At 43.3% G+C, this 26,058-nt stretch carries 23 protein-coding genes; 16 read left to right on the forward strand and 7 right to left on the reverse strand.

What is annotated here, in order from left to right:
- The 11 genes from ACF8EG_RS23750 to ACF8EG_RS23800 all read left to right on the forward strand — a co-directional run bounded on the left by ACF8EG_RS23750 (position 1) and on the right by ACF8EG_RS23800 (position 14,652).
- Positions 1 to 798 (forward strand): type VI secretion system accessory protein TagJ, encoded by a 798-nt coding sequence (locus ACF8EG_RS23750; protein ID WP_005463815.1) that lies wholly within the window; start codon positions 1 to 3, stop codon positions 796 to 798.
- 8 nt (positions 799 to 806) lie between these two features.
- The gene (tssE, locus tag ACF8EG_RS23755) at positions 807 to 1,271 is read left to right on the forward strand and encodes a type VI secretion system baseplate subunit TssE (protein ID WP_015313304.1); all 465 of its coding nucleotides are present in this window, start codon (positions 807 to 809) and stop codon (positions 1,269 to 1,271) included.
- The gene (tssF, locus tag ACF8EG_RS23760; protein WP_005463819.1) at positions 1,268 to 3,091 is read left to right on the forward strand and encodes a type VI secretion system baseplate subunit TssF; all 1,824 of its coding nucleotides are present in this window, start codon (positions 1,268 to 1,270) and stop codon (positions 3,089 to 3,091) included. The genes tssE and tssF overlap by 4 nt, the downstream gene beginning before the upstream one ends.
- Positions 3,088 to 4,053 carry a type VI secretion system baseplate subunit TssG gene (tssG, locus tag ACF8EG_RS23765; RefSeq protein WP_031854282.1) on the forward strand — a complete coding sequence of 322 codons (966 nt, stop codon included), beginning with the start codon at positions 3,088 to 3,090 and terminating at the stop codon, positions 4,051 to 4,053. The genes tssF and tssG overlap by 4 nt, the downstream gene beginning before the upstream one ends.
- Before the next feature lie 10 nt (positions 4,054 to 4,063).
- Complete coding sequence (tssH, locus tag ACF8EG_RS23770; RefSeq protein WP_069505974.1) at positions 4,064 to 6,631, forward strand: type VI secretion system ATPase TssH; 2,568 nt, start codon at positions 4,064 to 4,066, stop codon at positions 6,629 to 6,631.
- A 205-nt stretch (positions 6,632 to 6,836) separates the two neighbouring features.
- Positions 6,837 to 7,316: a type VI secretion system tube protein Hcp gene (locus ACF8EG_RS23775; protein WP_005375967.1), complete on the forward strand. Its 480-nt coding sequence runs from the start codon at positions 6,837 to 6,839 to the stop codon at positions 7,314 to 7,316.
- Between the two features lie 57 nt (positions 7,317 to 7,373).
- The gene (tssI, locus tag ACF8EG_RS23780; protein ID WP_025794077.1) at positions 7,374 to 9,209 is read left to right on the forward strand and encodes a type VI secretion system tip protein TssI/VgrG; all 1,836 of its coding nucleotides are present in this window, start codon (positions 7,374 to 7,376) and stop codon (positions 9,207 to 9,209) included.
- Between the two features lie 13 nt (positions 9,210 to 9,222).
- Positions 9,223 to 9,513: a PAAR domain-containing protein gene (locus ACF8EG_RS23785; RefSeq protein ID WP_069505976.1), complete on the forward strand. Its 291-nt coding sequence runs from the start codon at positions 9,223 to 9,225 to the stop codon at positions 9,511 to 9,513.
- Complete coding sequence (locus ACF8EG_RS23790) at positions 9,514 to 10,356, forward strand: hypothetical protein (RefSeq protein ID WP_025794080.1); 843 nt, start codon at positions 9,514 to 9,516, stop codon at positions 10,354 to 10,356.
- A gap of 96 nt (positions 10,357 to 10,452) precedes the next feature.
- Positions 10,453 to 11,586: an exonuclease SbcCD subunit D gene (locus tag ACF8EG_RS23795; protein WP_005488655.1), complete on the forward strand. Its 1,134-nt coding sequence runs from the start codon at positions 10,453 to 10,455 to the stop codon at positions 11,584 to 11,586.
- A gap of 9 nt (positions 11,587 to 11,595) precedes the next feature.
- Positions 11,596 to 14,652, forward strand: a complete 3,057-nt coding sequence (locus ACF8EG_RS23800; RefSeq protein WP_069505978.1) for an AAA family ATPase — start codon at positions 11,596 to 11,598, stop codon at positions 14,650 to 14,652.
- A gap of 64 nt (positions 14,653 to 14,716) precedes the next feature.
- Here ACF8EG_RS23800 and ACF8EG_RS23805 read toward each other — a convergent pair whose 3' ends face one another.
- Complete coding sequence (locus ACF8EG_RS23805; protein WP_005480328.1) at positions 14,717 to 15,097, reverse strand: cystatin domain-containing protein; 381 nt, start codon at positions 15,095 to 15,097, stop codon at positions 14,717 to 14,719.
- Positions 15,098 to 15,506: 409 nt separating this feature from the next.
- On the opposite strand from ACF8EG_RS23805, the gene ACF8EG_RS23810 reads away from it, so the two are divergent.
- From ACF8EG_RS23810 to ACF8EG_RS23820, 3 genes are read left to right on the forward strand one after another with little or no spacing between them, the layout of a single operon-like run.
- Positions 15,507 to 16,031 (forward strand): AAA family ATPase, encoded by a 525-nt coding sequence (locus ACF8EG_RS23810; RefSeq protein WP_069505980.1) that lies wholly within the window; start codon positions 15,507 to 15,509, stop codon positions 16,029 to 16,031.
- A gap of 30 nt (positions 16,032 to 16,061) precedes the next feature.
- Positions 16,062 to 16,589: a histidine phosphatase family protein gene (locus ACF8EG_RS23815; RefSeq protein ID WP_069505984.1), complete on the forward strand. Its 528-nt coding sequence runs from the start codon at positions 16,062 to 16,064 to the stop codon at positions 16,587 to 16,589.
- A gap of 55 nt (positions 16,590 to 16,644) precedes the next feature.
- A complete protein-coding gene (locus ACF8EG_RS23820; protein ID WP_020842201.1) occupies positions 16,645 to 17,166 on the forward strand; it encodes a lipocalin family protein in 522 nt (173 codons plus the stop codon).
- A gap of 18 nt (positions 17,167 to 17,184) precedes the next feature.
- Here ACF8EG_RS23820 and ACF8EG_RS23825 read toward each other — a convergent pair whose 3' ends face one another.
- The gene (locus ACF8EG_RS23825) at positions 17,185 to 17,964 is read right to left on the reverse strand and encodes a helix-turn-helix domain-containing protein (RefSeq protein ID WP_025794087.1); all 780 of its coding nucleotides are present in this window, start codon (positions 17,962 to 17,964) and stop codon (positions 17,185 to 17,187) included.
- Between the two features lie 139 nt (positions 17,965 to 18,103).
- Here ACF8EG_RS23825 and ACF8EG_RS23830 point away from each other — a divergent pair, with 139 nt between their 5' ends.
- A complete protein-coding gene (locus tag ACF8EG_RS23830; protein ID WP_069505986.1) occupies positions 18,104 to 19,228 on the forward strand; it encodes a multidrug effflux MFS transporter in 1,125 nt (374 codons plus the stop codon).
- A 94-nt stretch (positions 19,229 to 19,322) separates the two neighbouring features.
- Here ACF8EG_RS23830 and ACF8EG_RS23835 read toward each other — a convergent pair whose 3' ends face one another.
- The 5 genes from ACF8EG_RS23835 to ACF8EG_RS23855 all read right to left on the reverse strand — a co-directional run bounded on the left by ACF8EG_RS23835 (position 19,323) and on the right by ACF8EG_RS23855 (position 24,118).
- The gene (locus ACF8EG_RS23835) at positions 19,323 to 20,318 is read right to left on the reverse strand and encodes a succinylglutamate desuccinylase/aspartoacylase family protein (protein WP_005498994.1); all 996 of its coding nucleotides are present in this window, start codon (positions 20,316 to 20,318) and stop codon (positions 19,323 to 19,325) included.
- 100 nt (positions 20,319 to 20,418) lie between these two features.
- Positions 20,419 to 21,951, reverse strand: a complete 1,533-nt coding sequence (gene yfcC, locus ACF8EG_RS23840; protein WP_005463845.1) for a putative basic amino acid antiporter YfcC — start codon at positions 21,949 to 21,951, stop codon at positions 20,419 to 20,421.
- A 228-nt stretch (positions 21,952 to 22,179) separates the two neighbouring features.
- On the reverse strand, positions 22,180 to 22,497 hold the full coding sequence (locus tag ACF8EG_RS23845) for a cytochrome c (protein ID WP_005498990.1): 318 nt from the start codon (positions 22,495 to 22,497) through the stop codon (positions 22,180 to 22,182).
- 77 nt (positions 22,498 to 22,574) lie between these two features.
- Positions 22,575 to 23,579: a low-specificity L-threonine aldolase gene (ltaE, locus tag ACF8EG_RS23850; RefSeq protein ID WP_025631429.1), complete on the reverse strand. Its 1,005-nt coding sequence runs from the start codon at positions 23,577 to 23,579 to the stop codon at positions 22,575 to 22,577.
- Positions 23,580 to 23,602: 23 nt separating this feature from the next.
- Positions 23,603 to 24,118: an NUDIX hydrolase gene (locus ACF8EG_RS23855; protein ID WP_025631428.1), complete on the reverse strand. Its 516-nt coding sequence runs from the start codon at positions 24,116 to 24,118 to the stop codon at positions 23,603 to 23,605.
- A gap of 269 nt (positions 24,119 to 24,387) precedes the next feature.
- Here ACF8EG_RS23855 and ACF8EG_RS23860 point away from each other — a divergent pair, with 269 nt between their 5' ends.
- On the forward strand, positions 24,388 to 26,049 hold the full coding sequence (locus ACF8EG_RS23860; protein WP_069505988.1) for an ATPase RavA domain-containing protein: 1,662 nt from the start codon (positions 24,388 to 24,390) through the stop codon (positions 26,047 to 26,049).
- Positions 26,050 to 26,058: the final 9 nt, after the last annotated feature.

Below are 26,058 nucleotides of genomic sequence, written 5' to 3' on the forward strand. Positions count from 1 at the left end.
ATGACTCAGTGGAAAAATGCCTTATCTGAAGGGCAGTTGCAACAAGCTTTAGAATTACTAATCGAAGCGATAAAGGCATCTCCAAAAGATGCCAGTTTGAGAAGCTCTTTTATTGAACTGCTTTGTATTGATGGTGATTTTGAGCGAGCTGATGAGCAACTGATGCAGTCTATTAAACTGTTTCCTGAATATCTTCCAGGCGCTAGCCAGTTAAGACATCTGGTTAAAGCTGCTCAAGCGCGAAAGGATTTCGCTCAAGGTGCGGCAACCGCGAAGGTATTGGGTGAGAACGAAGAACTAACTAAGTCATTGGTTAGCTTCAACTTATCAATGGTGAGTCAAGATTATGAACAAGTTTCTGAACTTGCTCTTCAAATCGAAGAACTGAGACAAGAAAAAGGCTTTTTAGCTAATGATACTTCGTTCTCAGACGTGCGGGATATTGATGATCGTTTAGGTGGTTACATTGAGCTGTTTTCTACCGCAGGCAACTACTTCCTCGTCCCTATTGCTAGCATCAACACTTTAGAAATCAAATCTGCTACCTCTTTGCTAGAAAGTGTTTGGCGCCCCGTTGAGTTTGACATTGACGGTTTAGGTGAAGGTGAAGGCCATATGCCGATGACTTACGTGGATTCAGAAAGTGATGCTCAGAAACTAGGTCGTGAAACGGACTGGAAACAAATAGCTGACAAAGAAGTTTATTTAGGTTTAGGTCTGAAGTGTTGGCTTGTCGGTGAAATGGCGCTGCCGATTTCTGACTTACAAAATCTACAAGTAATAAAAGAGTTGGCGTAAGAGCAATTATGGCTTTAACGGTTTCACTGCTAGACAAGTTGATTGATAGCGACCCAACTACCAGAGAAGAAAAAGATTTTCCTGTCAGTCAGCAACACATGCTCAATGGTTTGTTAAGAGACTTAGAGTCGATGCTTAATAGTCGTATTGGTTGGAAAAATATTCACGAAGACTTTTTAGAAGTTAGATACTCAATTCTGAACTATGGGTTACCTGATTTTTCATCAATGCCTTATAGCAGCCAAGATGGACAAAGTCAGTTGTGTGACATCGTTTATGAAGCTATTCGGGAGTTTGAACCTCGGTTAAGAAATCCGCACGTTCAAATTTCTGATGAAAAAAATGCGATAGATCGAACCTTACGGTTAGAAATTAGCGCAACTTGTTTGATTGATAATGACATCCACGAGTTGAAATTCAATTCGGAAGTCGAGCCAGTGAACTTAGGAATGAAGTTGAGTCGAGCGAAATGAGTGAAGAGTTTCTAAAATACTACAATCGTGAATTGGCCTATCTGCGACACAAAGGACAAGAGTTTGGCGAGCAATATCCTAAAATTGCGGCTAGGTTACGTATCAGCGAAGAACAAGTTGAAGACCCACATGTTGAACGTCTGTTGGAAGGTTGTGCTTTTTTAACCGCTCGGATAAGACAAAGTCTGGATAACAGTTACCCACAGTTTACGGAATCACTGATGGGACAGTTATATCCGGACTTTCATGCGCCAATTCCTTCGATGTCAGTGATCAAATTGAACTGTTCAGAGTCAACCACTAGTTCATTTGCTATTCCTGTGGGTGAAAGAGTCGAAGTTAGTGCCCCTGGATATCAAGATTGCCAGTTTCGAACCGGTTACCCGACAACAATGTATCCACTCGATATTATCTCTGGTTCATTTGAGAACGCGCCTTTCAAGCCTACTGGCTCTAAGTGGGAGCACAATGCGCACTCTGTACTAAGGTGTCAGCTGAGTGCTCATGATTCAGAGTCCTCTATCAATTCCATGGGTATCGATTGTTTGCGTTTGTACTTAAATGGACAGACGCAATTAACACTCAAGCTATATCAAATGTTATTCCAAAGTTTGATTGGTCTTTCAATCGTATTGGATGGTAAAGAAATCATGCCTCTAACTAAGAGGCATCTTCAATCGGTTGGTTTTGGGGACGAGGAGCAAGTCGTCCCTTACAGTAAGAGAAGTTTTTCGGGATCTCGTTTATTGGTCGAGTACCTTCATTTCCCAGAAAAATTCATGTTCTTTGACTTGATTGAGCTCGGCTTAGATAAGTTAGAGATTCAAGGGCAGGTCGAGATTTGCTTTTACTTCGATACAAGCGATGACTGGCTACCAAAGCAAGTCGACGAGGAAAGTGTCATGGTTGGCTGTGTTCCCATTGTAAATCTGTTCAAATCAACCATGGAACCTAAACGTCTCCTTCCAACAGAGTACGAGTATCAATTATCTCCTCAGTACCAAGATGCAGAGAGTAATGAAGTTGTCTCGATTTCTGATGTGACCTTGAGAAACTGGAACAAAACTTACGAGCACTTACCCTGCTACCATTCAGGAGAGCACACGCACTACATGAGCGCGAGTGAAGTGTATTGGTTAATGAGACGAGAGGATAAAAACTGGGCCGGTGGCTACGATGAGCCTGGTCGAGAGACTTATGTTTCTTTTGTTGATAAGCAATACCAGTTGTTCAGCCCTGAAAGCAGAGATAATTGGCTGATGTATGTGGAAGCTGAGTGTTGCAATCGTAATTTGCCACAAAAAATTCCATTTGGTGGCGGGCTACCAAAGGTTCAGTTACCCAATGTTGATGATAACTTTAAATCAATCAGGTGCTTAACGTCTCTCTCCGAAACGCTTAGACCAGAGATGGATGAAAGCACACGATGGCAGCTTACCAAGCTATTAACATTGAACCATTTTACTGAAGCTGACGGCTTAGCAACGTTAAAACAAACATTGAACTTGTATGCATTTGCAGGCACTGCCGAAACAAAAGCCGTTATAGATGCTCTAGTCAAGCTAGAGTTTGAACATACAACCGGTAGGGTTAGTCAGAAAGGAAAAGTTGGTTTTGCACATGGAGTAAAGCTGGTTCTAACAGTATCCGATCAGATACTGCCAAAAGAGCAGATCTTTTTATTGGGTAGCGTGTTATCTGTTTACTTTGCTCAATATGCGGAGATTAACGTGTTTACGCAGTTAGAGATTAAGTTGAAATCAACCAGCAGCTCCTTTCACGTATGGCCTGCGCTGACAGGTGATAAGGTGTTGTTATGAGCTCAGAGGACTTCTACCGCGAGCTAAAGCAACGTTCTTTGTTTGAAGCTATTCATCTTATTGAGCAAGAGCTTTTGAAAGTTGAATCGCAAATTGGAACAGATGCATTACCCAAAAACGAGAAACTCAACTTAAAGGTCAATGCGTCTTTAGGCTTTGAGAATGCGCAACTCGTTTCTACTAAACCATTAGGTAAAGATAAATTAGCGCTTGAGACAAATTTGATTGGCTTGACGGGGGAGCAGGGTGTACTGCCTCAGCATTACAGTGAGCTTGCATTGCATCGACTGAAAGAAGGCGATCATGCGATGGTGGACTTCTATGACATTTTTAACCATCGGCTTTTATCCCTCTATTATCGAAGTTGGCAATTGAGTCAGTTAACCATACAAGCGCGTGCGCATGCAAAAAATCAGCGCTCCCCATTAACTGATTGCATGTCGTCATTGACTGGCGATGGGAATGATCTTGCACTGCATTATGGCGGCATGTATGCATCTCCAACACGAAGTAAAGGTGCATTGAAGAGCATTTTGGAATGTTTGTCTGGTTGCCAAATTCGTATTCACGAGTTTCAAGGTCAATGGATGCGACTGTCTAAATCTGAACAAACACGTTTGGGATCGAAAAGTATGCCCGAAGGCCAGTTTGCACAACTCGGTGCTGGTGCGTCACTAGGAAAAAGAGCCTGGAATATCAATGCAAGTACAACAATTGAGTTTCTCCCAAAGGAAAGAAAGCAAGTCAAAAATCTGTTACCCAAGACCAATACATTGAAAACGATAAAACAGGTAGCAGGTGACTTCATTGGCAAACACAAGCACGTTAAATGGCAACTCACGACTAAACATAGTCTATTGCCTCAAGTTCAAATATCTAAGCAACAAGGTCAGTTAGGTGTCGGCTCTGTACTGAAAAAACATGAACGTACGGAAGATCGCAACATAACAATTACGGTTTAAAGGAAACATAATGGCTTCATTATCACTTTCAGCGTTGGTCGAAAGATTGTCTCCGCAAGCGAAGGAAACGCTAGAGCAAGCGGCGGCAATGGCAAGTTCGCGTACACATCATAGTATAGAGTTGACCCACTGGTTGTTGGCGATAGTTCAACATCCATCCGGTATTTATTCAGAAGTGTTTGAAGCTTTTGATATTGATGGAAGAAAAGTCGAAGAACAACTGCAAGCTCAGCTTGAAAAATACAAAACTGGATGCCAAACCGTCCCAGGCCTTTCTGCTCATACTGTAACCATGATGCAGAATGCTTTGATGTGCGCAACGATAGAGTTTCATGAAGAACAAGTGAACTGTATCCACTTACTGTTTGCGTATCTTTCTGATGACACGCTAGTGAATATGATGAACGTTATTAGCGCGGAGCTAGACAAAGTCGAACCATCTCGCCTAGTCGCAATGAAAGAGCATGTGGGCGATGGTGGAAACAATACTTCTAAGGCGACGAGTAGCTCGAACTCAGCATTGAATCAGTTCACAACGGATCTTACTGAGCAAGCTAAAGCTGGAAAAATAGATCCTGTTATCGGTCGCGACAATGAAATCCGCTTGATGATCGATATCTTATTACGTCGCCGCCAAAACAATCCGATCTTAACGGGTGAGGCAGGCGTAGGTAAAACTGCGGTAATTGAGGGGCTGGCGCAAAAAATAGTGGATGGGGATGTTCCTCCGGCTTTACATGATGTTGCCATCAAATCACTCGATCTTGCTTTGCTTCAGGCGGGTGCGGGGATGAAAGGGGAGTTTGAAAACAGACTTAAAAATCTCATTCGAGAAGTTAACGAATCTTCGCAGCCAATCATTCTTTTTATCGATGAAGCTCATGGTCTAATCGGAGGTGGTGGTCAAGCGGGGCAAGGTGATGCTGCTAATATATTGAAACCAGCGTTGGCTCGAGGAGAGTTACGGACCATCGCTGCAACTACTTGGGCTGAATACAAAAAATATTTTGAGAAAGATGCCGCGTTAACGAGGCGCTTCCAGGTTGTGAAAGTAGACGAGCCGACTCCTGAGTTAGCGGTAGATATGCTTAGAGGCTTGGTTAACATCATGGGGCAACATCATGATGTTTATATCACAAGCCAAGCACTGAATGCTGCGGTACAACTTTCTGCTCGCTACATCAACGGACGCCAACTACCAGATAAAGCAGTATCAGTATTAGATACTGCATGTTCGCGTGTTGCATTGAGCCAATCTGCCACTCCGGGCGCGTTGGATAGCAAAAAGAAAAAGCTAAACATCAAAGAAGCGGAGTTTCAACAACTTTCCAAAGAGGCTCTGTTAGGCGTAAGTCACGATGAACAGCTTAATAATATTCGATATGAGATCGATGAGTTATCTAATCAAGTCATAGAATTAGAGGCAATTTGGGAACAAGAAAAGCAGTGGGTTCAAGAAGCTAAGTCCTTGAGAGCTAAGGTGATAGAAGAGAATGTCGACTGTGACAAAGAGCGATTACAGGAAATCGAATCGAACTTAGCGCTCAACACGCAACCTTTAGTCTTTTCTCATGTGAATGAATCTTTGATTGCTGAGGTAATTTCTGATTGGACAGGTATTCCACTTGGAAAATTGCAAGATGACGAAATTGAAGCGGTTCTTAACCTAAAAGATAGCTTGTGCGAGCGAGTGGTGGGGCAAGATCATGCTCTAGAAATCATGTCCGAAGTGATCAAAACAGCAAGTGCCCAATTGACGGATGAAACTAAACCTAATGGCGTGTTTTTATTAACTGGCCCTAGTGGTGTCGGAAAAACGGAATCCGCTCTTGCTATCGCAGAGAAAGTTTATGGGAGCGAAGACAACGTAACCACCATAAATATGTCGGAATTCAAAGAAGAGCATAAGGTTTCATTGTTGTTAGGCTCTCCACCTGGATATGTCGGATACGGTGAGGGGGGCATTCTAACGGAAGCCGTAAGGCGTAAACCTTACAGTGTGATTCTGTTGGATGAAATGGAAAAAGCGCACCCCGGTGTGCAAGATATTTTCTATCAAGTGTTTGATAAAGGCTCCATTAAAGATGGTGAAGGTCGAGATATCGATTTTAAAAACACCATCATTATCATGACGGCGAATACTGGCACAGAAACCACAATGTCTCTCTATGCAGATCCAGACTTAGCGCCAGAACCGGAAGCTCTAAAAGAAGCGCTTAGAGATGATTTGCTAACAGATTTTAAACCTGCATTTTTGGGGCGGGTTAATGTATTACCTTACTTGCCTCTCGGAAAAGAAGTCCTAACGGAAATAACTAAGTTAAAACTCAACAAAGTATCTAACCGTATCCGAAAACATTATTCGGCAGGGTTGTATTTTGATGAACAACTAATTAATGACATTGTAGACAATAGTAATGAGTCAGGAAGTGGTGCTCGTGTAATTCAAACCACCATTGAAAATAATTTACTTCCTAAAATTTCTCATGAAATATTGAATGCAATTCTTAATGGTAAGACGTTCGATGAAATTAATGTTAGAGGTTCAATTAAAGAACTAGAAGTCTCACTTATTTAACAAGTTTAACTCTGTAAATAATAATTGAGAGTTGCTTCATAATAACTATTATTAGTTATAAATATCGCTTAATTTAAATCTAATTTAAAGATATAAAGGAGCGTATTTAAAATGAAGTTTTTGATACATCAATCATTAATTATCATTATTCAGGTAATTTAATTAATACGAAATATGTCAATTAATAATGCTCTAGGAGATTAGCATGCAGTCTAATACGTATCTTAAATACGCAGATATTAAAGGTGAAGCGACAGCGGAACAATATAAGGATTTAATTACACTACTATCTGTAGATTGGAGTGTTGGTCGTGAAATTTCTTCTTACACAGGTACAGCAATGGACCGTGAAGCAAGTGCAACACGCCTATATGATTTAACTATCACTAAACTTCAAGATCGTTCGTCTCCTGATCTATTCAAGGAAGCAACAATCGGTAAAGGTAAACCTGCAGTATTCCACATCACTAAGCAGGGTGAAAAAGTTGAAGAAATCATGAAAATCGAACTGACTGATGCGATGATTTCTAACTACTCAGTATCGATTCAAGATGATCGCCCAGTAGAAACTATCACAATTTCATACACTGAAATGATGATGACAGTGACACCTACTGATGACAAAAACAACACTTCTGCTCCGTTGGTTTACGGCTACAGCGGTGTTAAAGGTCAACAAATGTAATTTATTGTGCGGAGGGGTTATCTCCTCCGCTATTTCAAAAGGAAATATAAGTATCCAATGAAAAAAGCAAGTCAAGACAACAACTTTATCCGTATTTCTTCTCCGTTTGGAAAAGATGCTCTTATTCTCAATTCGTTCGAATATAGAGAAGGGATCTCGGAGCTTTTTTCATTGCGTGCTAAAGCTTATTTTAATGATCAAAAACATGAGCTCAATGAAATCGTGGGTAAAGAAGTAACGATTTCAGTGGAAAATAGTAGTCGTGTTTCTAAAAGTCCGCGTTTTTTCCATGGCATTGTCTCTGCTGCAAAGCTCGAAGGCCAGAGAGTGATGAATTCTCATAATGGAGAAAACTACAAAAATATTGAAATTATTGTTGAACCGAAAGTTAAGTTCGCAGCGTACAGAAATAATTGTAAGATCTTTCAGAAGAAAAATATAAAAGACATTATTTCCGAAGTGCTTTCAGAGCATGGTGTTGCATTTAAATTTGAACTAAAAAATACGTATCCACAATATTCCTACAAAGTTCAGTATGAAGAATCTGATCTTGCTTTTGTTCAGCGCCTCCTAGCCGAAGAAGGGCTCTCTTTTTGCTTTAGTCACTCTAAATCATCCCATGTCCTAGATATTTTTGATGATGTAAGCTTTTACAAACCCAGTCCTGAGTTTATGGTCGATTTCGATACAGGTAGTTCAGAGTCGAGTCACATTTCTGCTTGGAACGAAACACAAGTTTTAACGACTAAAGCAAGCCAGAAGTCTGGCTTCAATATGCTTAAACCAGCCTCACAACCCAAAAACGTAGCTGCTGGTGATACTGCACTGTTTACCGTACCTGCGAGTGAGTATTTTGAGTATCTGGGTGAAACAGAAAGTGACGATCAGTACTCGCTTCGAAACACTCACGCAATTGAATCCCTTCAACAGAACGTTTATCTATGTAGCGGAGAGGCGAGTTGTCGAACCTTTTCTGTGGGTAAATGTTTTAAGTTCAAAAAACACGAAGATAAATCGCGAGTAGGAAAAGAATATGTCTTGGCCTCTGTGACGATTTTTGCTTCTGTGTTTAATCAAACTGGTCTGGGTGGCACCGCTTCTCAAGGTGTTCGTGTTGCGTTTACTTGTGTGGACTCTAAAACCATTTTAAGGCCGGCGGTTACTTACCCTAAACCGCAAATTAAAGGTCTTCAAACAGCCATTGTGACTGGTAATAAAGACGGTGAGGTATACGTTGATAAACATGGCAGAATAAAAGTACAGTTCCATTGGGATCGTTTGGGTAAGTACGATGTAAATAGTTCGTGTTGGATTCGAGTTGCTCAAAGTGTTGCCGGAAATGGATGGGGTGCGGTGTTTCATCCTCGGGTAGGGCAAGAGGTTATCGTAGAGTTTGTGAATGGCGACCCAGATCAACCTATTGTCACGGGTGCGCTGTATAACGGGAGCCAGTTGCCCCCGTATTCTCTTCCAGAGAAAAGTTCTCAAAGCGGTTTTAAGTCCCGCTCAGTTCAAAAAGGAAACGCCAATTTCAACGAGTTACGCTTTGAAGATAAACCTGGCGAAGAACACATTTACCTTCACGCAGAAAAGTTGTTCCAAATGTTAGTCGAAGACTGCGTAGATATTGTGGTTGAGAACAATAAAGTTGAGAAAGTAACCAACGATGTCACTCAAGACGTTGGAAAAAATGCGATGTTAAAAGTGGGAGAGAACTATACCTCTGACACTGGAAAAGTGTTGTCCCTCAATGCAGGGAAAAGTATTGAAATTAAAGTCGGTGGAGCCTCAATTCAAATGTCGAGTTCTGGCGAAATCAACATTAAGGGCAACAAGATTTCTATCAATGGCTCTGTAATCGCATTGAAAGCAGGACAAATCTCTTTGAATTAAGAGGGAACTGAGAATGAGTAAACCAGCAGCAGTGATTGGAAGTTTTCACCTTTGTCCAAAGAAAACAGGCAAGATCCCTCATGTTGGAGGTCCTGTTGTTATGGGTTCTCCAAATGTAAAAATAGGAGGCATCCCTGCCGCGAGAAAAGGTGACAAACTCGTTTGTATCGGGCCGCCTGACAGCATATCTGCGGGGTCTTCTAGCGTTAAGATTAATGGTAAACCGGCTGCTAGATCAGGGGACTCTACATCTCATGGTGGAAAAATTCTCGTCGGTGTACCGACCGTCCTCATCGGGGGATAGATGCGAATTGGTTTTAAGATGCCTTTATGTCTTATTGACGATGAGGAAGTACAAGTCAGCTCTATTCTCGATACTTCATTTAGGTTTTCCGGTGAAAGAACACAAAACGTTAACAATGAAGTTTATGAAGAACGACTTTTTAAGCTCATTGCGTCACATGGGAGAAGCTTAAAACAAGCAGAAGTATCTGGTTGTGTTTGCGTATTGTTGCCCCAACTCAGCGACAAAACGCTACTGAAAAAAATCATGCTTAATATATCATCTGCCTTAGGTGGTCATCCAAGTACAAATATCTACTTGTATCCGTACGGGCAGGCATCCTTTTTGATGGCTCTTGGAAGAATAGAAAGAGAGTTGGTCTCAAGTCGACCAACCTGGGTTTTGGGATTTAATGCCAAAAATGACGACGTGAATGGTTCGCGTAGTTCGGTCGTGGCGGCGAAATGCGAGCCGTGCAAAGGTGGTTTATTCAGCAGAAACGTTTGTGTTGATTTAGATGCCACACAGCAGTCAATTGCAGTAGAGAAGGTCATGAAGCAGTTAGGGCTTAACTGTAAATATCCGGTGAGTGACTTTACTGTATCTGTTGAAGGCGAAGAGCCTATTTGGATGCATCATATTCAGAGCTTCTCACCGTGGATTACCTCCGACACTAGATACCATTTTCTGAATGTGAAGTTAGGTTCGCTTGGAGCCTGTAGCGGTATTCTCAAAGCAGTTTGCCTGTATCAACAACAATTGAACGAGGCGAGTGAACGCTTTCACGCTGTTCAGCTAGACATCGAGCCTTGTGGGTATGTTGTTGGGGCCTTATTTGGTCGAAGTGAGGAGGAAGATTCTTAGAACAATCAACACAAACCACATGAAAAGCTTACGAAGTCACGATATCCTAACGGGATAATAAGATAACGCCATGTTTGTGGCAGAAAGTGAATTCGAATGAAGTTTATCCACACCTCAGATTGGCATCTTGGCCGACAATTTCACAATGTCTCTTTGCTTGAAGATCAGCAGGCAGTTCTTGAGCAACTTATCCAATATATTGAAAACAATCCGGTTGATGCTGTAATCGTTGCCGGAGATGTCTATGATCGCTCCGTTCCACCAACGATTGCTATCGAGTTGCTTAATCGAGTCGTAAAGCGAATCTGTGGTGAGCTCAATACTCCTATGATATTGATTTCAGGCAATCACGATGGCGCAGAGCGTTTGGGTTTTGGTTCTGAGCAAATGAAACGTTCGGGACTGCATATCATCAGCAACTTTGAAGATATGTTAACGCCAGTTGTGATTGAAACGAAAGCCGCTGGTCATGTCGCTTTCTATGGAATGCCATACAATGATCCTGAACAAGTTCGTTATGTATATAAAGAGCCGGTGTCGACACACGATGAAGCTCATAAACTGCTTGCCGAAAAAATTACAGAGCAGTTCCAATCTGAGCATCGAAATATTCTAATCAGTCATTGCTTCGTAGATGGTGCTATTGAATCTGAATCAGAACGACCGCTCTCTATCGGTGGCTCTGATCGAGTTAGCCACGAGCATTTTTTAAACTTCGATTATGTCGCGTTAGGTCATTTGCACCAACCTCAAAAGAAAGGTGAGGAGTACATTCGTTATTCTGGTTCGTTGATGAAGTACAGCTTCGGTGAACAAAATCAAAAGAAAGGCTTCACATTAGTTGAAATCGGCAAAGATGGCTTTATTGGGGCGGAACATATTGAGTTAACTGCGCCTCATGAAATGCGTATCGTTGAAGGCGAATTGGAACAAATTCTAGAGTGGGGCAAAACGGACCCGAAAAATGAAGATTATTTACTGGTGAGATTAATGGATAAACACGCCATTTTGAATCCGATGGAGAAACTTCGTACGGTTTACCCGAATGTTTTGCACCTAGAGAAGCCAGGAATGCTAATTGGTGTTGAGCAAGAAATGGCGCAAGCTAAGCTCGCTCGCAGTGAAATTGACATGTTCAAAGATTTCTTTGCTGAAGCGCAGGATAGTGAATTATCCAATGAGCAAGAGCAAGCAATCAGCGACATCATTAAGCAACTTTCACAGCAGTAAGGGCCAAATATGAAACCAATCAAACTCACGATGCAAGCCTTTGGTCCGTTTGCGAAAACAGAAACTATTGATTTTGAAAAGCTTGGAAGTAATGCTTTATTTTTAATTAATGGACCTACTGGTTCAGGTAAAACCTCGATCTTAGACGCGATTTGCTTTGCGCTATATGGCGAAACCACTAGCAATGAACGTCAAGGGATCCAAATGCGCTGTGATTTAGCATCGCCACAGCTGCTGACCGAAGTAACTCTAGATTTCTCTTTGCATGGCAAAGTTTACCGAGTGACTCGCGCGCCGGAGCAAGAAGCTCCGAAAGCCCGTGGTGAGGGCTTGACCGTTCGCAAACACACGGCGTCATTGTATGAATTGGGTGAGACAGAAAAACTCATCACCAGCAAAACGACCCAAGTTAAAACTGAGATCACTAATATTATTGGTTTGAACGAAACTCAGTTCCGTCAGGTTATGGTATTGCCTCAAGGTAAATTTCGCGAGCTGTTATTAGCAACGTCTAAAGAGCGTGAAGAAATCTTTGGCCAGTTATTCGAAACGGATATCTATAAAAAGATCGAATACGCCTTAAAAGACAAAGCAAGCTCGATAAGCAAAGCAAAAGATGAGTTTGATAACCAAATTCGTGGCGCGCTTCAAGTTGCTGGAGTGACATCAGAAGCGGAATTAACAGAACAACGTGAAACGCTGTCTGTCCAATTCGCGTCAGCGCAAAAGCGAGAGCAGGAATCGCTTGCTCAGTTAAATGCCGTGAAAACAGAAATTCAGAAAGCTGAAACGTTAAGCAATGAATTTAAAAAGCATGAACAAGCAGAAGCCGCGCTTCACCTGCACTTGCAACAAACTGAAACCATTTCGGCTCGCCAACTGCAGTTAGATAATGCGAAAAAGGCGAGTAGGATTGAACTGCCTTATATCACGCTGCAAAATGCTGCCCAGCAAGTTCAAGATTTAAACCAAAAGGTTGCCGTTCTTTCTCAAGACCTAAAAGCCGCTGACGACATTTTAAAAACGAAGGAACAAGCTTTCCAACAGGCAAAAGAACAAGCGAATCGGGTTCCTACGCTGACAGAGCAGCAATACCAACTCGAAAGCATGAAAGGCAAGTTGGTCGAGAAGGTTGAACTGGATAGTGCCATCGCTGCAGGACTTCAGCAGAAATCAGAATTTGAAGAAACGCTAAAAAAATACATAGTGTTTAGGGAAAAACTGACGCAAGACGCCCTGCAAGCGCAAAAAGTGTTGGAGCAAGCTCGCGTTGATGTCGCAAGTATTGGTAGTGTGGATGCAGAGATCAAACAGCAGCAGCGTTTGATGTCGGATCTTCAAAAGTTAGGTAATTTAAATCAAGAGCTTTCAAAGCTAGATGCATTGACGTCAAGTAAACAAGCCTCGGTAACTCAAGCCAAGTCTTATTATGAAAACCTTCAACGTGAAGCGGATGCGCTAGAGCTCAGTTGGCATAATGCGCAAGCGGCAGTTCTTGCTCTTCGTTTACAAACTGGAGAGAAGTGTCCCGTTTGTGGTAGTACCGAACATCCTCAGCCTGCTCAATTTGTTGGTGATGAAGTCACAAAAGAGCAAGTTCAACAGGCTCGTCATCAGGAGCGTGAGGCTCAAATCACGCTGAACCAATTGAGCAACCAGTTGGAACAACACAATATTGCGATTGCTCAATACACGCAGCAAATTGAGCAAATGGTTTCGGAGTTAGGGCAGAACGCGAACCTAGAGCTGCAAGCATTACAGGCATCAATTCATCAACTCAATGAACGATTACAGCATTTGAACGCAATTAATATTGCTCAGCTTGAGCAAAGCGTGAACGAGTTGAATCAACGTTGTGTGGTTGGCGAAGGTAAGATCAACGATTTGCAAAACCAGATGGCTGCAAATGAATCGACGATTAAAGCAAATCAGCAGCAGTTAGCGAAATTGAGTGCGTCATTAGATGATAAATACACATCACTAGAGCAACTAGAAAACGACTTGACTCAGATACACAAGCAAATTGTTGAGCTGAATAACGGCCTAGAATCTGCGCAAGCGCAGTTACAACAAGCTGTGCTGGCGAAATCAAATGTCGATAGTCAGTTGACGACTCACCAACAGTGGCTGTTGGAAGCGAATAGTAAACTGGAAAATGCTAAAACCGAATGGGAAAGCGCACTAAAAGCGAGTGCGTTTGCTGATGAAGCGCACTTCTTACAGAGTAAAGTGAGTGAACAACAAACTCAAACTTGGCAACAAGAAATAGATAACTTTAAGCAGACAAAAATTCAGTTAGAACAAACTCTTGCGGATTTAAATCAAGCTTTGAAGGCGGTCGAGAAGCCTAATTTAGAAGCGCTTAACGTCAGTTTAAGCACTGCTCAACATTCGTATCTAGAAATTAGAAATCAGCTGGATAGCACGCGTTCACTGTTTGAGGGTTTGGAAAAAGTTCGCAATGAAATTTCTAATCTGCACGATAAAAACCGTAAATTAGAGGAAGAGTACAAAGTTTTCGGTACGCTTTATGATGTCGCCAGTGGTAAAACGGGCAGCCGTATCAGTTTACACCGATTTGTGTTGGGGGTTTTATTGGATGATGTTTTGATTCAAGCTTCTCAACGACTGAGTTTGATGAGCAAGGGTCGATATGTTCTAGCGCGTAAAACAGAGGGTTTTAAAGGTGCTGCAGGGCGAGGACTTGATCTCGTGGTGGAAGACGGTTACACCGGAAAAATGCGTGATGTTGCAACGTTGTCGGGGGGAGAATCCTTCATGGCAGCTTTAGCTTTGGCATTAGGCTTGTCTGATGTCGTGCAATCTTACAGCGGTGGAATTCGTTTAGATACGTTATTCATCGACGAAGGCTTTGGTAGCTTGGACCCTGAATCTCTCGATCTGGCGATTCAAACATTGGTCGACTTGCAGCAAACGGGCCGCATGATTGGCGTAATTTCACACGTGTCTGAACTCAAAGAGCAGATGGCGTTGCGAATCGATGTTGAACCGTCTAGGTTTGGTTCTACCGTTTCGGTTAAATCTCAGATGCTATTATCTAAATAAAAATCAAATAGTTAAATGAAAACAAAAAAGCCCCTTTATGGGGCTTTTTTATCGACTCTGACACTTATTGTTCGCAGAAGTGACCTTCTTTTGGCGATTGAGTAATCGCGTACTCTCCGTCGAGATTACGATATACAATAGTGTTCCAAATCGAGCCATCATCCATTTCAAATTCAATTGCGTAGTTCACACCGCTCACTATTTGTGCATGAACTGTCAGAATTTGTTTGAATGACGAAAGAGTATCCATTTGTTTCAGGACAAAGGCCATCGCCTTTTGTGCATCAGGGGTAGCATCAAATTCGTTCCACCCACCTGGCATGTTTCCCTGTGTATTACATACATCTGCCGAGGCTGTTACATGTGTCGTCTCTTCTTGGTTTTTTGGTTGGCAACCAACAAGCAACCCCAAAATTGCACAAGTCGACACTGTTTTTAACATCATAACCATCACCTCTATTCATATCGGATCGTATTATAGTGGTGATGAAATCACGCCATTGTCTATGTTGTGCAAACTTTTGATATGCACAAAGTTAATTCGATGAGTAATTGGAGCGAGTTTACATAGAAAATAAGCACGATAAATCAAACACTCTGTTCTTGATAAATCAGTTTACAGTGTAAAAACTCGTGATGTTGTTGCCTACGAAGACTCAATTTAATCGAGAGTTGGGGCAGCGTTAAGCGCTATAAATCAAATTTAATATGAGTTATGGTTCACATGATTGACATTGAAACTTCTTATCAATCATACAAAACACTACTATCACCGACCTGTAAAAATAAGCTGTAGTTTTGACTAACTGCAGCGTTCTTCGTTAGTTTGTTGCCAGCGCCATGGAGGGCGTTATATGAAAAGGATAAATGTCATTGGTAGTAGCGGCAGTGGTAAGTCTACTTTCGCAAAAGCCTTAGCTCAGAAGCTCGACGTTACACATATCGAAATGGACAAATTGTTTTGGAAAGCGGGCTGGCAAGAAAGCACCGACCATGAGTTTTTCAGCAACTTAAAAACGGCCCTCATGCAAAGCGAATGGGTTTTGGATGGAAACTATTCTCGAACTGAAAGCATAAAGTGGCAAGACGTCGACACGATAATTTGGTTGGACTATTCAAGAATGGTGACGTTTTACCGAGCGATCAAACGTGCACTCACTCGTATTTACACAGAGCAAGAGCTGTGGGAAGGGACTGGTAACAGAGAAAGTCTGTATCGACTGTTCACAAAAGACTCCATCGTATTATGGTCTATTAAAAACTACGCAAAACGACGACGAAAATATCTTCAACTGAAACGTGAATTGAGCGGCTCACCCATTCAATTTGTTCATTTGATTAACCCGAAAAAAGCACAAGCTTATCTCGAAAAACTATAAAATAAGTAAAAGCTAAGAGAAAACAAATAGATGGACATTATTTTTGTGCGACATGGCGTGCCAGATTTTTCATTAGCTGATGAAAGATCCATGACGCAGTTAGAGAAAGATTACGCGCCATTAGATCGAGCGTGTTTATCGGAACTTCATCAAAAGCTTACCAACGCCGTATTCGATGATGCGCAGGCTATTATTTGTTCACCATATACGAGAGCGCTCCAAACGGCGGAGATCCTTAACCGTCGTCATGGATTTGAATTGTTTGTCGAACACGATCTGAGAGAGTGGCGGGCGGATACTTCTGGTGGTTATATTTCGTTGGCCGAGCGAGACCGGCGTTGGCACGAATATCGCGAGTTGCTAAAACTAAGACTGCCGATGAGCGACGAGCGCTATGAGCATGTGACAGCGTTAAAAGCACGAACGGTGGCGGTTTTGGAAAGGTACAGACAATATGACAAAGTTATTGTCGTCAGTCATTTCAATGTTTTTGAAGCTTTGCAAGGTTATCAGGAACAAGGGTTGGCTTGCGGAGATTCTAAAATCTTTCGTCTGTGATCGATTTTCAATCTTATAGAGTAAAATCAATGAGTAATCGCTATTGGAGTTAAAAATGAAATCTATAAAAGCATGGATGTTGTTATGTTTGATCGCGATGTTTGGTTGTACGTCAAAACCAGATGATGTTGAGCCTGTAAACAACTTTGCACTCCAACCCTACCTCGGTAAATGGTATGAAATCGCTCGACTGGATCATTCCTTTGAACGCGGCCTCTCTAACGTTACGGCTGAATACGAATTGCGTGAAGACGGTGGTGTCACGGTTATCAACCGTGGTTATTCGCAAGAAGATAAAAAGTGGACACAAGCCGAAGGCAAAGCGTATTTCGTTGGAGATGAAAACATCGGCCATCTTAAAGTTTCATTTTTTGGCCCGTTCTATTCTTCGTACATTGTGTTCGAGCTAGGAGAAAACTATGAGTACGCCTTTATTTCAGGTTTTAACCATGATTACTTGTGGCTACTTTCTCGGAAACCAAATGTCGATAAGGCGACGGTGGAGCGATTTAAGCGAGTCGCCAAAGAGAAAGGCTTTGTGCTAGATGAGTTGATCCTGGTCGATCAAAAACAGTAAATTGTCCAACTGCTGACCTTACAGTAAGGTTCGATGCTTCATAAAGCTCAGTGGTGTTTGTCCCGTTTGTTTTTTAAAGAACGCAATGAATGCACTGTCTGATGAAAACTCTAAGCAATGGGCAACATCACTGACTTGCCTCTCCTCACACAACAGCTCTATTGCCTTTAACAATCGCCATTGCTGGCGCCAATCTTGATAAGACATGCCTGTTTCGGACTTAAACAGTCTTGTAATTGTCTTACTGCTTGCCCCGATTGTTTTCGATAAATGGTTGAGATCAGGAGCAATGAATCCGTCTTTTGTCATCGCGTTTCGAAATGAAGCCAAACGACGATCCGATGGCAATGGTAAAGTGAGCTCGAATTGCTTCGCTTGATAAAACTCTTCCCAAAACAATATGGTTGTCGCATTCGTTTTGGTTTGTTCTATGTCCCACTCCCACAAAGCCATTTTATTGATCAGTGCTTTTAGGAGATCGTTAACTTCAATCATCACGATGCTTTTCGGGCAAGAAAATTTGTCACAATCGAAATAAACAGAACGATACGCCACAACATTCGTCATTACGGCGCGATGTGGAGTCTTAGGTGGGATCCACACTGCTTTGGTTGGCGGCAAAATACAAATGGAATCATTTAGGGCAAACGTCATGCATCCTTGTGGCGCGTAAAGTAACTGACCTTTATGGTGCTGATGCATCCCTGAGTCGTGTTTACCAACATCTGCAGCAATGCCGACCACGTTGGCTGTGAGCTTGTCTGCATCAAACTGAGTGTTTTCTTCAATAAGTGCCATTTGTCCGAATTTTGATGTTTTTGGTCTTAATGATGTTAATGGGTAAAGCATAACGCCTTCTATACTGCGCGCCAAGTTAAGTTTGTTACCCACTTAAGCTTCTGAATTCATCAGGTCGAAGTGGGGTAGAGAGGCAAAAATGAAAACGAAACCTTCTATTGGATTAATGGTTGTGATGCTGATGTTTCCACAAATTGTAGAGACGATTTACAGCCCTGCACTTGGTGATATTGCACAGTCATTCTCAGTCACCTATACGCAAGCAGCGCAAACCCTGTCCATCTACTTTACAGCATTTGCAATCGGAGTCGTGGTTTGGGGGCTATTAGCAGATAAATGGGGAAGACGTCCAACCATGCTAGTTGGCTTGCTCGTTTATGGGCTTTCTGCATTGGTTGCGATGCAAACTGACCGCTTTGATGTGGTCATGTTGGCTCGAGCGTTGAGCGCCTTTGGTATCGCAGTTGGCTCGGTGGTGACGCAAACCATGTTGCGGGACAGTTTTTCTGGCGAAGAGTTGGGTAAAGTATTCGGCGTAATGGGAATAGGAATTTCTGTCAGTCCGGTGATTGGCATGTTGCTCGGCGGCCAGTTAACCGCATTGGGCGGCTATCAAACCGTCTTTTTTACACTGTTTGTCATGGCCTTAGGCTTGTTTGTTTACAACGTTTTCAAACTGCCAGAGACACAAATTCAGAAACAGCCTTTGAATATGGGTTCACTTCTGGGGCGAATGCTGAGAGATGCGCAAATCTGGCAATCGACGTTATTAGTTGCGCTCTACAATATCGCATTGTTTTCTTACTACCAATTAGGTGCTTTCACATTTGAGGCGTTAGGTTTTAGCTCATCGGAGTTTGGATACAGTGGCGTTGTACTTGGCTTAGGTACATTTGTCGGCAGCTTGTTGAATAAATTTTTGCTGGGTAAAGGACGAACGCAAACATCTTTGTTGTGGATCGCATCGATACTGTTGTTGGCTGGTGGGTTTGGTGTCTTTTGGGCTCAAACATCTATTTGGTTTTTAGTTCCAATGCTATTGGTCGTGATGGCTTTTGGCATTGCGATACCTAATGTACTAAGCGCTGCTTTGGTGGATTATAAACAGCAAGCGGGCAGTGCAGGCGCAGTATTTGGGCTGATGTACTACTTACTGATTGGGGCGGGGCTTGGATTGGCAGGAATAATTCAAAACCTAGGTGTAGTACAGATAAGTTGTGCAGTAACCGTATCGTTAGTGACAATGTCACGAATGAAGAAATAGATTCTATACGTAAAAAGCCCCGCTAAATGAGCGGGGCTTTTGGTTGCAAATTGACCTATCCGAAAAAGTGCTTTCAAATAGCGAACAACTAGGGCTATTTGATTAGGCGAACAACCAATGAACCAGGAGCCCTGATCGACTCAATGTTGTGACTTAATACCGTGCCACTAGTCGGTGCCATGTAGCGCTGAATTTCGTCACCAAAGCTATCGTATTGAATCGCAAGCAATTGACCTTGTTCAACGGTATCCATCATTTTCACTTGCGGTAGAACGAAGCCACCAAACTCGGCTCGAATACTGATGATCTCGTTACCTTCAAGGCAAGGGATGACTGGCGAAGCTTCACCAGAAATCACTTCGTGGCGTTTTAGCACGTTAAAAATCCCCGCAACCGTACGATCAATCAACGCTTGCTCAGTGTAACGCCCCATGCCCACTTCGATAGTAATGCTTGGAATGCCGCTGTTGTTCCACACGGTTTCTAAAACACCTGCATCCCCCGGATCGTTTAAGATAGCGTCTGGGTTAATTGAGCGAGCCATTTCCAACGATTGTTCGATACGGAAATCGGCAAACACATACAATGGGTAAGCGGCACCACTGGTTTGGGTGTGCAGATCAATCGCAAGCTCTGCATTTGGCTTAAGCAGATTGTTCCATAATGCAAACAGGTAGCGATTGGCCTCATTGCCGTTTGCGTCGCCTGGGAAAAAGCGGTTTAGGTTTGCTGGTGAGGCATCAGGATCAGCGGAGTAAAAATCGCGGCTGTGGTTCAACATACCCGTTAAGTTGATGGTTGGAACAACAGTGACAGTGCCCGCCAGTTCTTTGCCGATCAGCTCTCGAGCTGTTTTTTGCGCGGCAAGAACGCCGTTGTATTCATCGCCATGAACACCGGCAGTGATCATAATCTTCTTGCCCGGCTTGTCGCCTTTGAATACCAATACTGGTAGGTGTTGCCACTGAGATAGGGCATTGGTTGCTATGCGGAACCAGAATTTATGCTCGCCAGCAGGCAAGTCAGTTACGTCGAGAGATTGAATGACTTGATGACCTTGAATTACGTCATCCAGAAATTGTGTTGCCATTAAAGTTGTCACTCCAAAACATCGTTTTGATGCTTATTTGTCATTTGGCTTGAATCAAAAAAGGCGAGAACTTGTCTCGCCTTCTTATCTGTTAATCAGTTTACGCAAAACCCATCACGTGAGCTGCGACGACGACAATGCTCGATAGGGTAAAGAGTAATAGCATAAAGCGCCAGCAGAATTTCGCCCAGTCACCCCAGTCGATACGACACACGCCAAGCGTTGCCATTAGGGACGCAGAAGTAGGGACTATCACGTTAGTGAAACCATCACCCAGTTGGAATGCCAGAACCGCTACCTGACGAGTTACGCCAGCGATGTCTGCAAGAGGAGACAGCAGAGGCATCGTAAGTGCTGCTTGGCCAGAACCCGAGGTCACGAAGAAGTTGAAGATGGATTGGAACACATACATCAACCAAGCTGCGGCAACATCAGGAAGGCCGCTGATCACGCCGCCTGCGCTGTTCAAAATCGAGTTCAGTACGCTTGCTTCATCGGTAGTACCACCCCCCAGAATAAGCAATACACCTTTCGCACAACCAACCAAAAGAGCAGGAGCTAGCATGATTGCTGCGCCTTCTTTGAAAGCATCCGCCGCACAGTTAAGGGTCATGCCATTTAGGCGGAAGATCGTACCGATGATGGCAACCACAAAGCCCATTGTGAAGAACTGAGAAGCGATTTCTGGGATGTACCATGCTTTGGCTACTACGCCCCAAACCACCCAAATCGTCGTTGCGATAACCGTTAGAATAACGAGCGTGTCTCCGAAGTTCCAACGAGAGTCGTGGCTACCTAGTTCTTGCTGACGGAAGTATTTATCCGTACGGCGGCTGTAAGAGTACTCAGGATTTGCTTTGATGCGAGACGCATAAACCATCGTAAAGGCGATACCGATGAGTGTAAAACCAACCCAAAGTGCCATACGAACCGTCATGCCCGATAGTACAGGAATACCAGCAATACCTTGTGCAATCGCAACCGAGAATGGGTTCATCCAAGATGTCGCAAAACCAATCTGAGTCGCAACGTAAGTCACCATTACGGTCGTAATGCCGTCATAACCTAGGCGAACCATCAATGGAGCGATGATGATGGCGAACGCCACCGCTTCTTCACCCATCCCAAAGACAGCGCCGCCCAAAGAGAACAGCAAGAACAGAACAGGAATGAAGAGCGCTTCATTACCTTTGGTTTTGTCGATCAGGCGAAGGATACCGTTGTCGATAGTGCCCGTGCGCATCACGACACCAAAAGCGCCGCCGATCACAAGCATAAACATGATAACGCCGATTGCGCTGCCCCATTTTGAACCTGAAACCAGACCTTCAAATGGGAAGTTCATCAAGCCAATACCGCCGCCAGAAGCGAAGAGACCCACTTTGTTGTAAACCAGCTCGCCGTTTTCGTCGGTTGCGTACGAGAAAGAAGACGGATCAATAACAGTACGTGTTTTTTCCGCCCCATCTACCACGTAAGACACCTGTTGGCTATCAAAGTGACCAGCAGGAATTAGATAGGTAAGAATCGCAGCAAAGATACCAACAAAAAAGATTAAAATGAGAGTGTCAGGCATCTGCCATGATTGCTTTGTTGCAGCCGATTCCGATGGCTGCGCATGTGTGTGAGACATAACTTACTTCACGTCGAATCAAACAAAGCATGAAATATCGATAAAGTAGAATAAAAAGTCAATATTAATGCCTATAGTGAACTATAAATTCATCAAATATTTGATCTAAAGTGTGTTTGATTGATTTGTGTTCATTTGTTGGTGGAATGTGTTGTTGGTTTTATATTCAGGAAAATAAATAGGCTCGCACTGCTGACGAGCCTTTTCTCACTCATTAATGCAAACCGTTTAGTCGCCTGATTGCTCGGCAAAAAATGCAGCAACATCGCGGAGATCTTCATCGTTCAGCATACGTAACTGCGCTTTCATCATCTCTGCCAGTGGCCCGGTTCGCAAACCATCCTGATAGGCTTTCATCGAGTCATACAAGTATTTAGGGCTTTGACCTGCAAGGTTCGGATAGGCGTCATTACTACTTAGTCCATTTGTGCCGTGGCAATATACGCAGCTTGGGGCTTTAACTTTGCCTTTCTCAGCATCGCCAAAAGGATTGGCATAAACGGTGGAAGTAAAAATGAGAGACGTTAAAAGGAGGGTTCTTAGCATTATGGATTCTCGATTTAGCGATAATTGACCGTAGAATAAAGCTTCCCCCAAGGGGAAGCTCAATGATCAAAATCAATCTAAAGAAGAGATTTAAGGCTCGATAGGAAGGTTTGAATATCTTCAGCAGAGATGTCTTTGTGTGTAACAAAGCGAATTGGGTTTCCCGGGCTGATGATGATGTTTTGTTGCTTGAGTTGTTCCGCGATGCCTTGGATATCGACTTTAGCATCCAACTTAGCAAACACAATGTTGGTTTGAACGAAGTCAGGATTTACCGAGAAACCCGGTAGTTCAGCTAAACCTTCCGCCAATGCTTGTGCATTGATGTGATCTTGCTTTAACTGCGCGACTTGTTCAGTGATCGCCAGTTTACCTGCTGCCGCTAGAATGCCCGCCTGACGCATTCCGCCGCCGACCATCTTTCTTAAACGGCGAGCTTTCGCTATGTATTCCTTGCTGCCAAGCAGCAGTGAGCCAACGGGTGCCGCAAGACCTTTCGATAAACAAATCGTCATGGAATCAAAGTATTGACCAATATCTTTGACGGGAACATCGAGCGCAACAGCTGCGTTAAACACACGGGCACCGTCGAGATGCAGTTTCAGATTGTGTTTATTAACGAATTCACGAGCTTCCGCTAAGTAAGACAGTGGGATCACTTTACCGTTGATGGTGTTTTCTAAACTTAGCAGACGAGTACGAGCAAAGTGCGCGTCATCAGGTTTAATTGCTGCCTCTAATTTGTCAAATGGCAACGTGCCATCTGGATTGTTTTCAATTGGCTGAGGCTGGATAGAACCCAGTACCGCTGCGCCACCTGCTTCATATTTGTAATTGTGCGCTTGCTGCCCGCATAAATATTCATCGCCACGCTCACAGTGCGCCATTAATCCTAAAAGGTTTGCTTGTGTGCCAGAAGTGGTAAACAACGCTGCCTCAAACCCTGCCAATTTAGCCGCGAATTGCTCTAGCTCGTTTACGGTAGGATCGTCACCATAAACATCATCGCCAACAGGGGCGCTGAACATTGCTTCGCGCATAGCTTGGGTGGGTTGAGTCACTGTGTCTGAACGAAAATCCATGAATATCTCCTTGGTCCAAATTCCTAAATGTATCCGCAAAGGCGAGCTTTGCTTAAGCAAGCGATGGTTTTGGCATCGGTAATGGTGCCATCAATAATTTTTTCTTCGAGCTGTTCCCGTGACAATGTCACGACTTCAATCACTTCATCGTCGTCACACTCGTAGCGATTGGTTTTGGCTAAGTGTTCGGCGACAAACAAATACTGAATTTCATCACAAAACCCAGCAAGCGGCGTCACTTGACCGAGTGGGGTAAATTTTTCTGCGCTGAAGCCAGTTTCTTCTTCCAACTCACGTTGCGCGCAGCAGAGCGGGTCTTCGTCGCCTTCACGAGTACCTGCTGGTAACTCCAGAAGCCATTTATTGAGAGAAGGTCGAAACTGATTCACTAAGACTATATCGCCATTGGTGGCGATTGGCAGTATTACAGCAGCGCCTGGATGGTGAATGGTGGTGTGTGAAATGACTTGACCTGTAGGAAGTTGAACGTCTTCTTCAACCAAAGAAATTTGCTTCCATTTATGAATTGTTTTGCTCATGCAGTTGTAAACCCTAGCAATGACCGCAATTTGACGTTTTTGAACATTAACTACAAACGGTGGGAAACAAAAGCAAAAATTGTTGCAAGGCCACGAAAGCGTTTGCACTTTCAGTGAGCTATATCTCATAAATGGAAACTTTGATTGCTCAGCAAAGAGAGAGATAAGCATCTGTTATAAGGGTGATTCGAACAAATTACACTTGTAACAAAGTGATAACAAATGTATAAAAATAAATACACAGCATCAGTTCAGCAGCCGGAGTACGTATGAGCCAACCTTCTTTTGCATCCAATGCCGAAAAAGCACTACTTTCCGAGCGTATTAACAAGCTTGCAAAAGCGTTAACTGATGGCGTTTATGAACGCGAACACACCATCAAACTCTGTCTCCTTGCCGCTTTGGCTGGGGAGAGCGTCTTTCTTTTAGGCCCTCCAGGTATTGCAAAGAGTCTTATTGCAAAGCGTCTTATCCAAGCTTTTGATAACAGCAGTTACTTTGAATACTTGATGACTCGATTCTCGACACCAGAAGAAGTGTTTGGTCCTTTGAGTATTCAAGAGTTGAAGGACAACGGCCGTTATGTCCGACTCACCGAAGGTTACCTACCTACAGCGCAAGTCGTTTTCCTTGATGAGATTTGGAAAGCGGGCCCTGCGATTCTGAACACTCTGTTGACCGTCGTGAACGAAAAAACATTCAAAAATGGCAGTGACATTGAACGTGTTCCAATGCGTTTGCTGGTTTCTGCTTCCAACGAATTACCAGATGAAGACAGCGGCCTAGACGCACTTTATGACCGAATGCTCGTACGTGTGTTCGTAAACCGAATTCAGAATAAGCAAAACTTCAAATCCATGCTAACCGTTGGCACATCGCAAGAAGCGCAAATTCCGGAAGGTTTGGCGATTACCGATGAAGAGTATCACCAGTGGCAGCAACAACTCGACAAACTGACACTCACCGACAATACATTTGAAAAGCTGTTCCAGCTAAAAACGATGCTGGAAACCAAAGTGGAAGCGCAATTTGGCGACGCAGCACATACCGACATGTACGTGTCTGACCGTCGCTGGAAAAAGGCGGTGAAGCTACTGAAAGCGAGCGCTTTCTTTAATGGTCGTGATGAAATTAATCCTCTTGATCTGTTGTTATTGCAAGACTGTCTCTGGAATAGCCCTGAGTCGCGTGATGTCGTGCGTGAAGTGGTACAAGAATTCGCGCTCAAGCACGCTTTTGACCAACAAGACGCAGAGCAGGAAATCGAGTACTGCCGCGAGTCTTTGATTGATGTTCAGCATGAGCTAGAAGACACCTACCGTATGACGCTGACCTCTGAAGCAGCAACGGGTATTTTGCGCAAAGAAACCATGCGTTTCGATACTTCGAAGGCGAAAACCTACAAAGTGGGTGCGGCCGTTAACCTAGTGAAGTTAGTTATCTTGCAAAGCAACATGTCGGTATCGGAATCGGAAAAAGGCGATAGCCGTTGGGTTTATGTACCGAAAGATGAACTGGACCGTGTGATCAAAGATGGCCAAGGTGATGTGTACGGTTACGTAAACCAAAACACCAATATGTGTCGTCTGCGTTTTGATGTGGATGCGGCGAACAACTTGGTGATCCGCGATATTGCTAACCGCGGTATTTTGGTGAGCTTGGTAACGCAACAAGGTTTGGACATTGAGCTGTACCAAAAATGGTTGTCGCAAAGCGAAAAAGCCGTAAACCAACTGAGTGAAGCAGAGCACCACATGCGTAAAGTCAAAGCGAACTTTCATGATGCACTGCCACACAGTTTTGTGGATCCTGAATTACCACGTCTTATGGAGTCGAGTCTGCAACAGGTGAGCCAACGACTTGAGTCTATCCAAGGTGAAAGCGAGAAGATCATTCAACGCTTTAAAAACTTACATCAGTTTTTCTCTTAAGGAGACGAC

The organism is Vibrio sp. YQ_11 (assembly GCF_043103065.1).
In the GTDB taxonomy this organism is placed as follows: domain Bacteria; phylum Pseudomonadota; class Gammaproteobacteria; order Enterobacterales; family Vibrionaceae; genus Vibrio; species Vibrio parahaemolyticus.

Excerpts from the sequence above, each read along its gene's own strand:
- ACF8EG_RS23750 (WP_005463815.1), top strand. The coding sequence starts at position 1 with ATGACTCAGTGGAAAAATGCCTTATCTGAAGGGCAGTTGCAACAAGCT.
- tssE (WP_015313304.1), top strand. The coding sequence starts at position 807 with ATGGCTTTAACGGTTTCACTGCTAGACAAGTTGATTGATAGCGACCCA.
- tssF (WP_005463819.1), top strand. The coding sequence starts at position 1,268 with ATGAGTGAAGAGTTTCTAAAATACTACAATCGTGAATTGGCCTATCTG.
- tssG (WP_031854282.1), top strand. The coding sequence starts at position 3,088 with ATGAGCTCAGAGGACTTCTACCGCGAGCTAAAGCAACGTTCTTTGTTT.
- tssH (WP_069505974.1), top strand. The coding sequence starts at position 4,064 with ATGGCTTCATTATCACTTTCAGCGTTGGTCGAAAGATTGTCTCCGCAA.
- ACF8EG_RS23775 (WP_005375967.1), top strand. The coding sequence starts at position 6,837 with ATGCAGTCTAATACGTATCTTAAATACGCAGATATTAAAGGTGAAGCG.
- tssI (WP_025794077.1), top strand. The coding sequence starts at position 7,374 with ATGAAAAAAGCAAGTCAAGACAACAACTTTATCCGTATTTCTTCTCCG.
- ACF8EG_RS23785 (WP_069505976.1), top strand. The coding sequence starts at position 9,223 with ATGAGTAAACCAGCAGCAGTGATTGGAAGTTTTCACCTTTGTCCAAAG.
- ACF8EG_RS23790 (WP_025794080.1), top strand. The coding sequence starts at position 9,514 with ATGCGAATTGGTTTTAAGATGCCTTTATGTCTTATTGACGATGAGGAA.
- ACF8EG_RS23795 (WP_005488655.1), top strand. The coding sequence starts at position 10,453 with ATGAAGTTTATCCACACCTCAGATTGGCATCTTGGCCGACAATTTCAC.
- ACF8EG_RS23800 (WP_069505978.1), top strand. The coding sequence starts at position 11,596 with ATGAAACCAATCAAACTCACGATGCAAGCCTTTGGTCCGTTTGCGAAA.
- ACF8EG_RS23805 (WP_005480328.1), bottom strand. The coding sequence starts at position 15,097 with ATGATGTTAAAAACAGTGTCGACTTGTGCAATTTTGGGGTTGCTTGTT.
- ACF8EG_RS23810 (WP_069505980.1), top strand. The coding sequence starts at position 15,507 with ATGAAAAGGATAAATGTCATTGGTAGTAGCGGCAGTGGTAAGTCTACT.
- ACF8EG_RS23815 (WP_069505984.1), top strand. The coding sequence starts at position 16,062 with ATGGACATTATTTTTGTGCGACATGGCGTGCCAGATTTTTCATTAGCT.
- ACF8EG_RS23820 (WP_020842201.1), top strand. The coding sequence starts at position 16,645 with ATGAAATCTATAAAAGCATGGATGTTGTTATGTTTGATCGCGATGTTT.
- ACF8EG_RS23825 (WP_025794087.1), bottom strand. The coding sequence starts at position 17,964 with ATGGCACTTATTGAAGAAAACACTCAGTTTGATGCAGACAAGCTCACA.
- ACF8EG_RS23830 (WP_069505986.1), top strand. The coding sequence starts at position 18,104 with ATGAAAACGAAACCTTCTATTGGATTAATGGTTGTGATGCTGATGTTT.
- ACF8EG_RS23835 (WP_005498994.1), bottom strand. The coding sequence starts at position 20,318 with ATGGCAACACAATTTCTGGATGACGTAATTCAAGGTCATCAAGTCATT.
- yfcC (WP_005463845.1), bottom strand. The coding sequence starts at position 21,951 with ATGTCTCACACACATGCGCAGCCATCGGAATCGGCTGCAACAAAGCAA.
- ACF8EG_RS23845 (WP_005498990.1), bottom strand. The coding sequence starts at position 22,497 with ATGCTAAGAACCCTCCTTTTAACGTCTCTCATTTTTACTTCCACCGTT.
- ltaE (WP_025631429.1), bottom strand. The coding sequence starts at position 23,579 with ATGGATTTTCGTTCAGACACAGTGACTCAACCCACCCAAGCTATGCGC.
- ACF8EG_RS23855 (WP_025631428.1), bottom strand. The coding sequence starts at position 24,118 with ATGAGCAAAACAATTCATAAATGGAAGCAAATTTCTTTGGTTGAAGAA.
- ACF8EG_RS23860 (WP_069505988.1), top strand. The coding sequence starts at position 24,388 with ATGAGCCAACCTTCTTTTGCATCCAATGCCGAAAAAGCACTACTTTCC.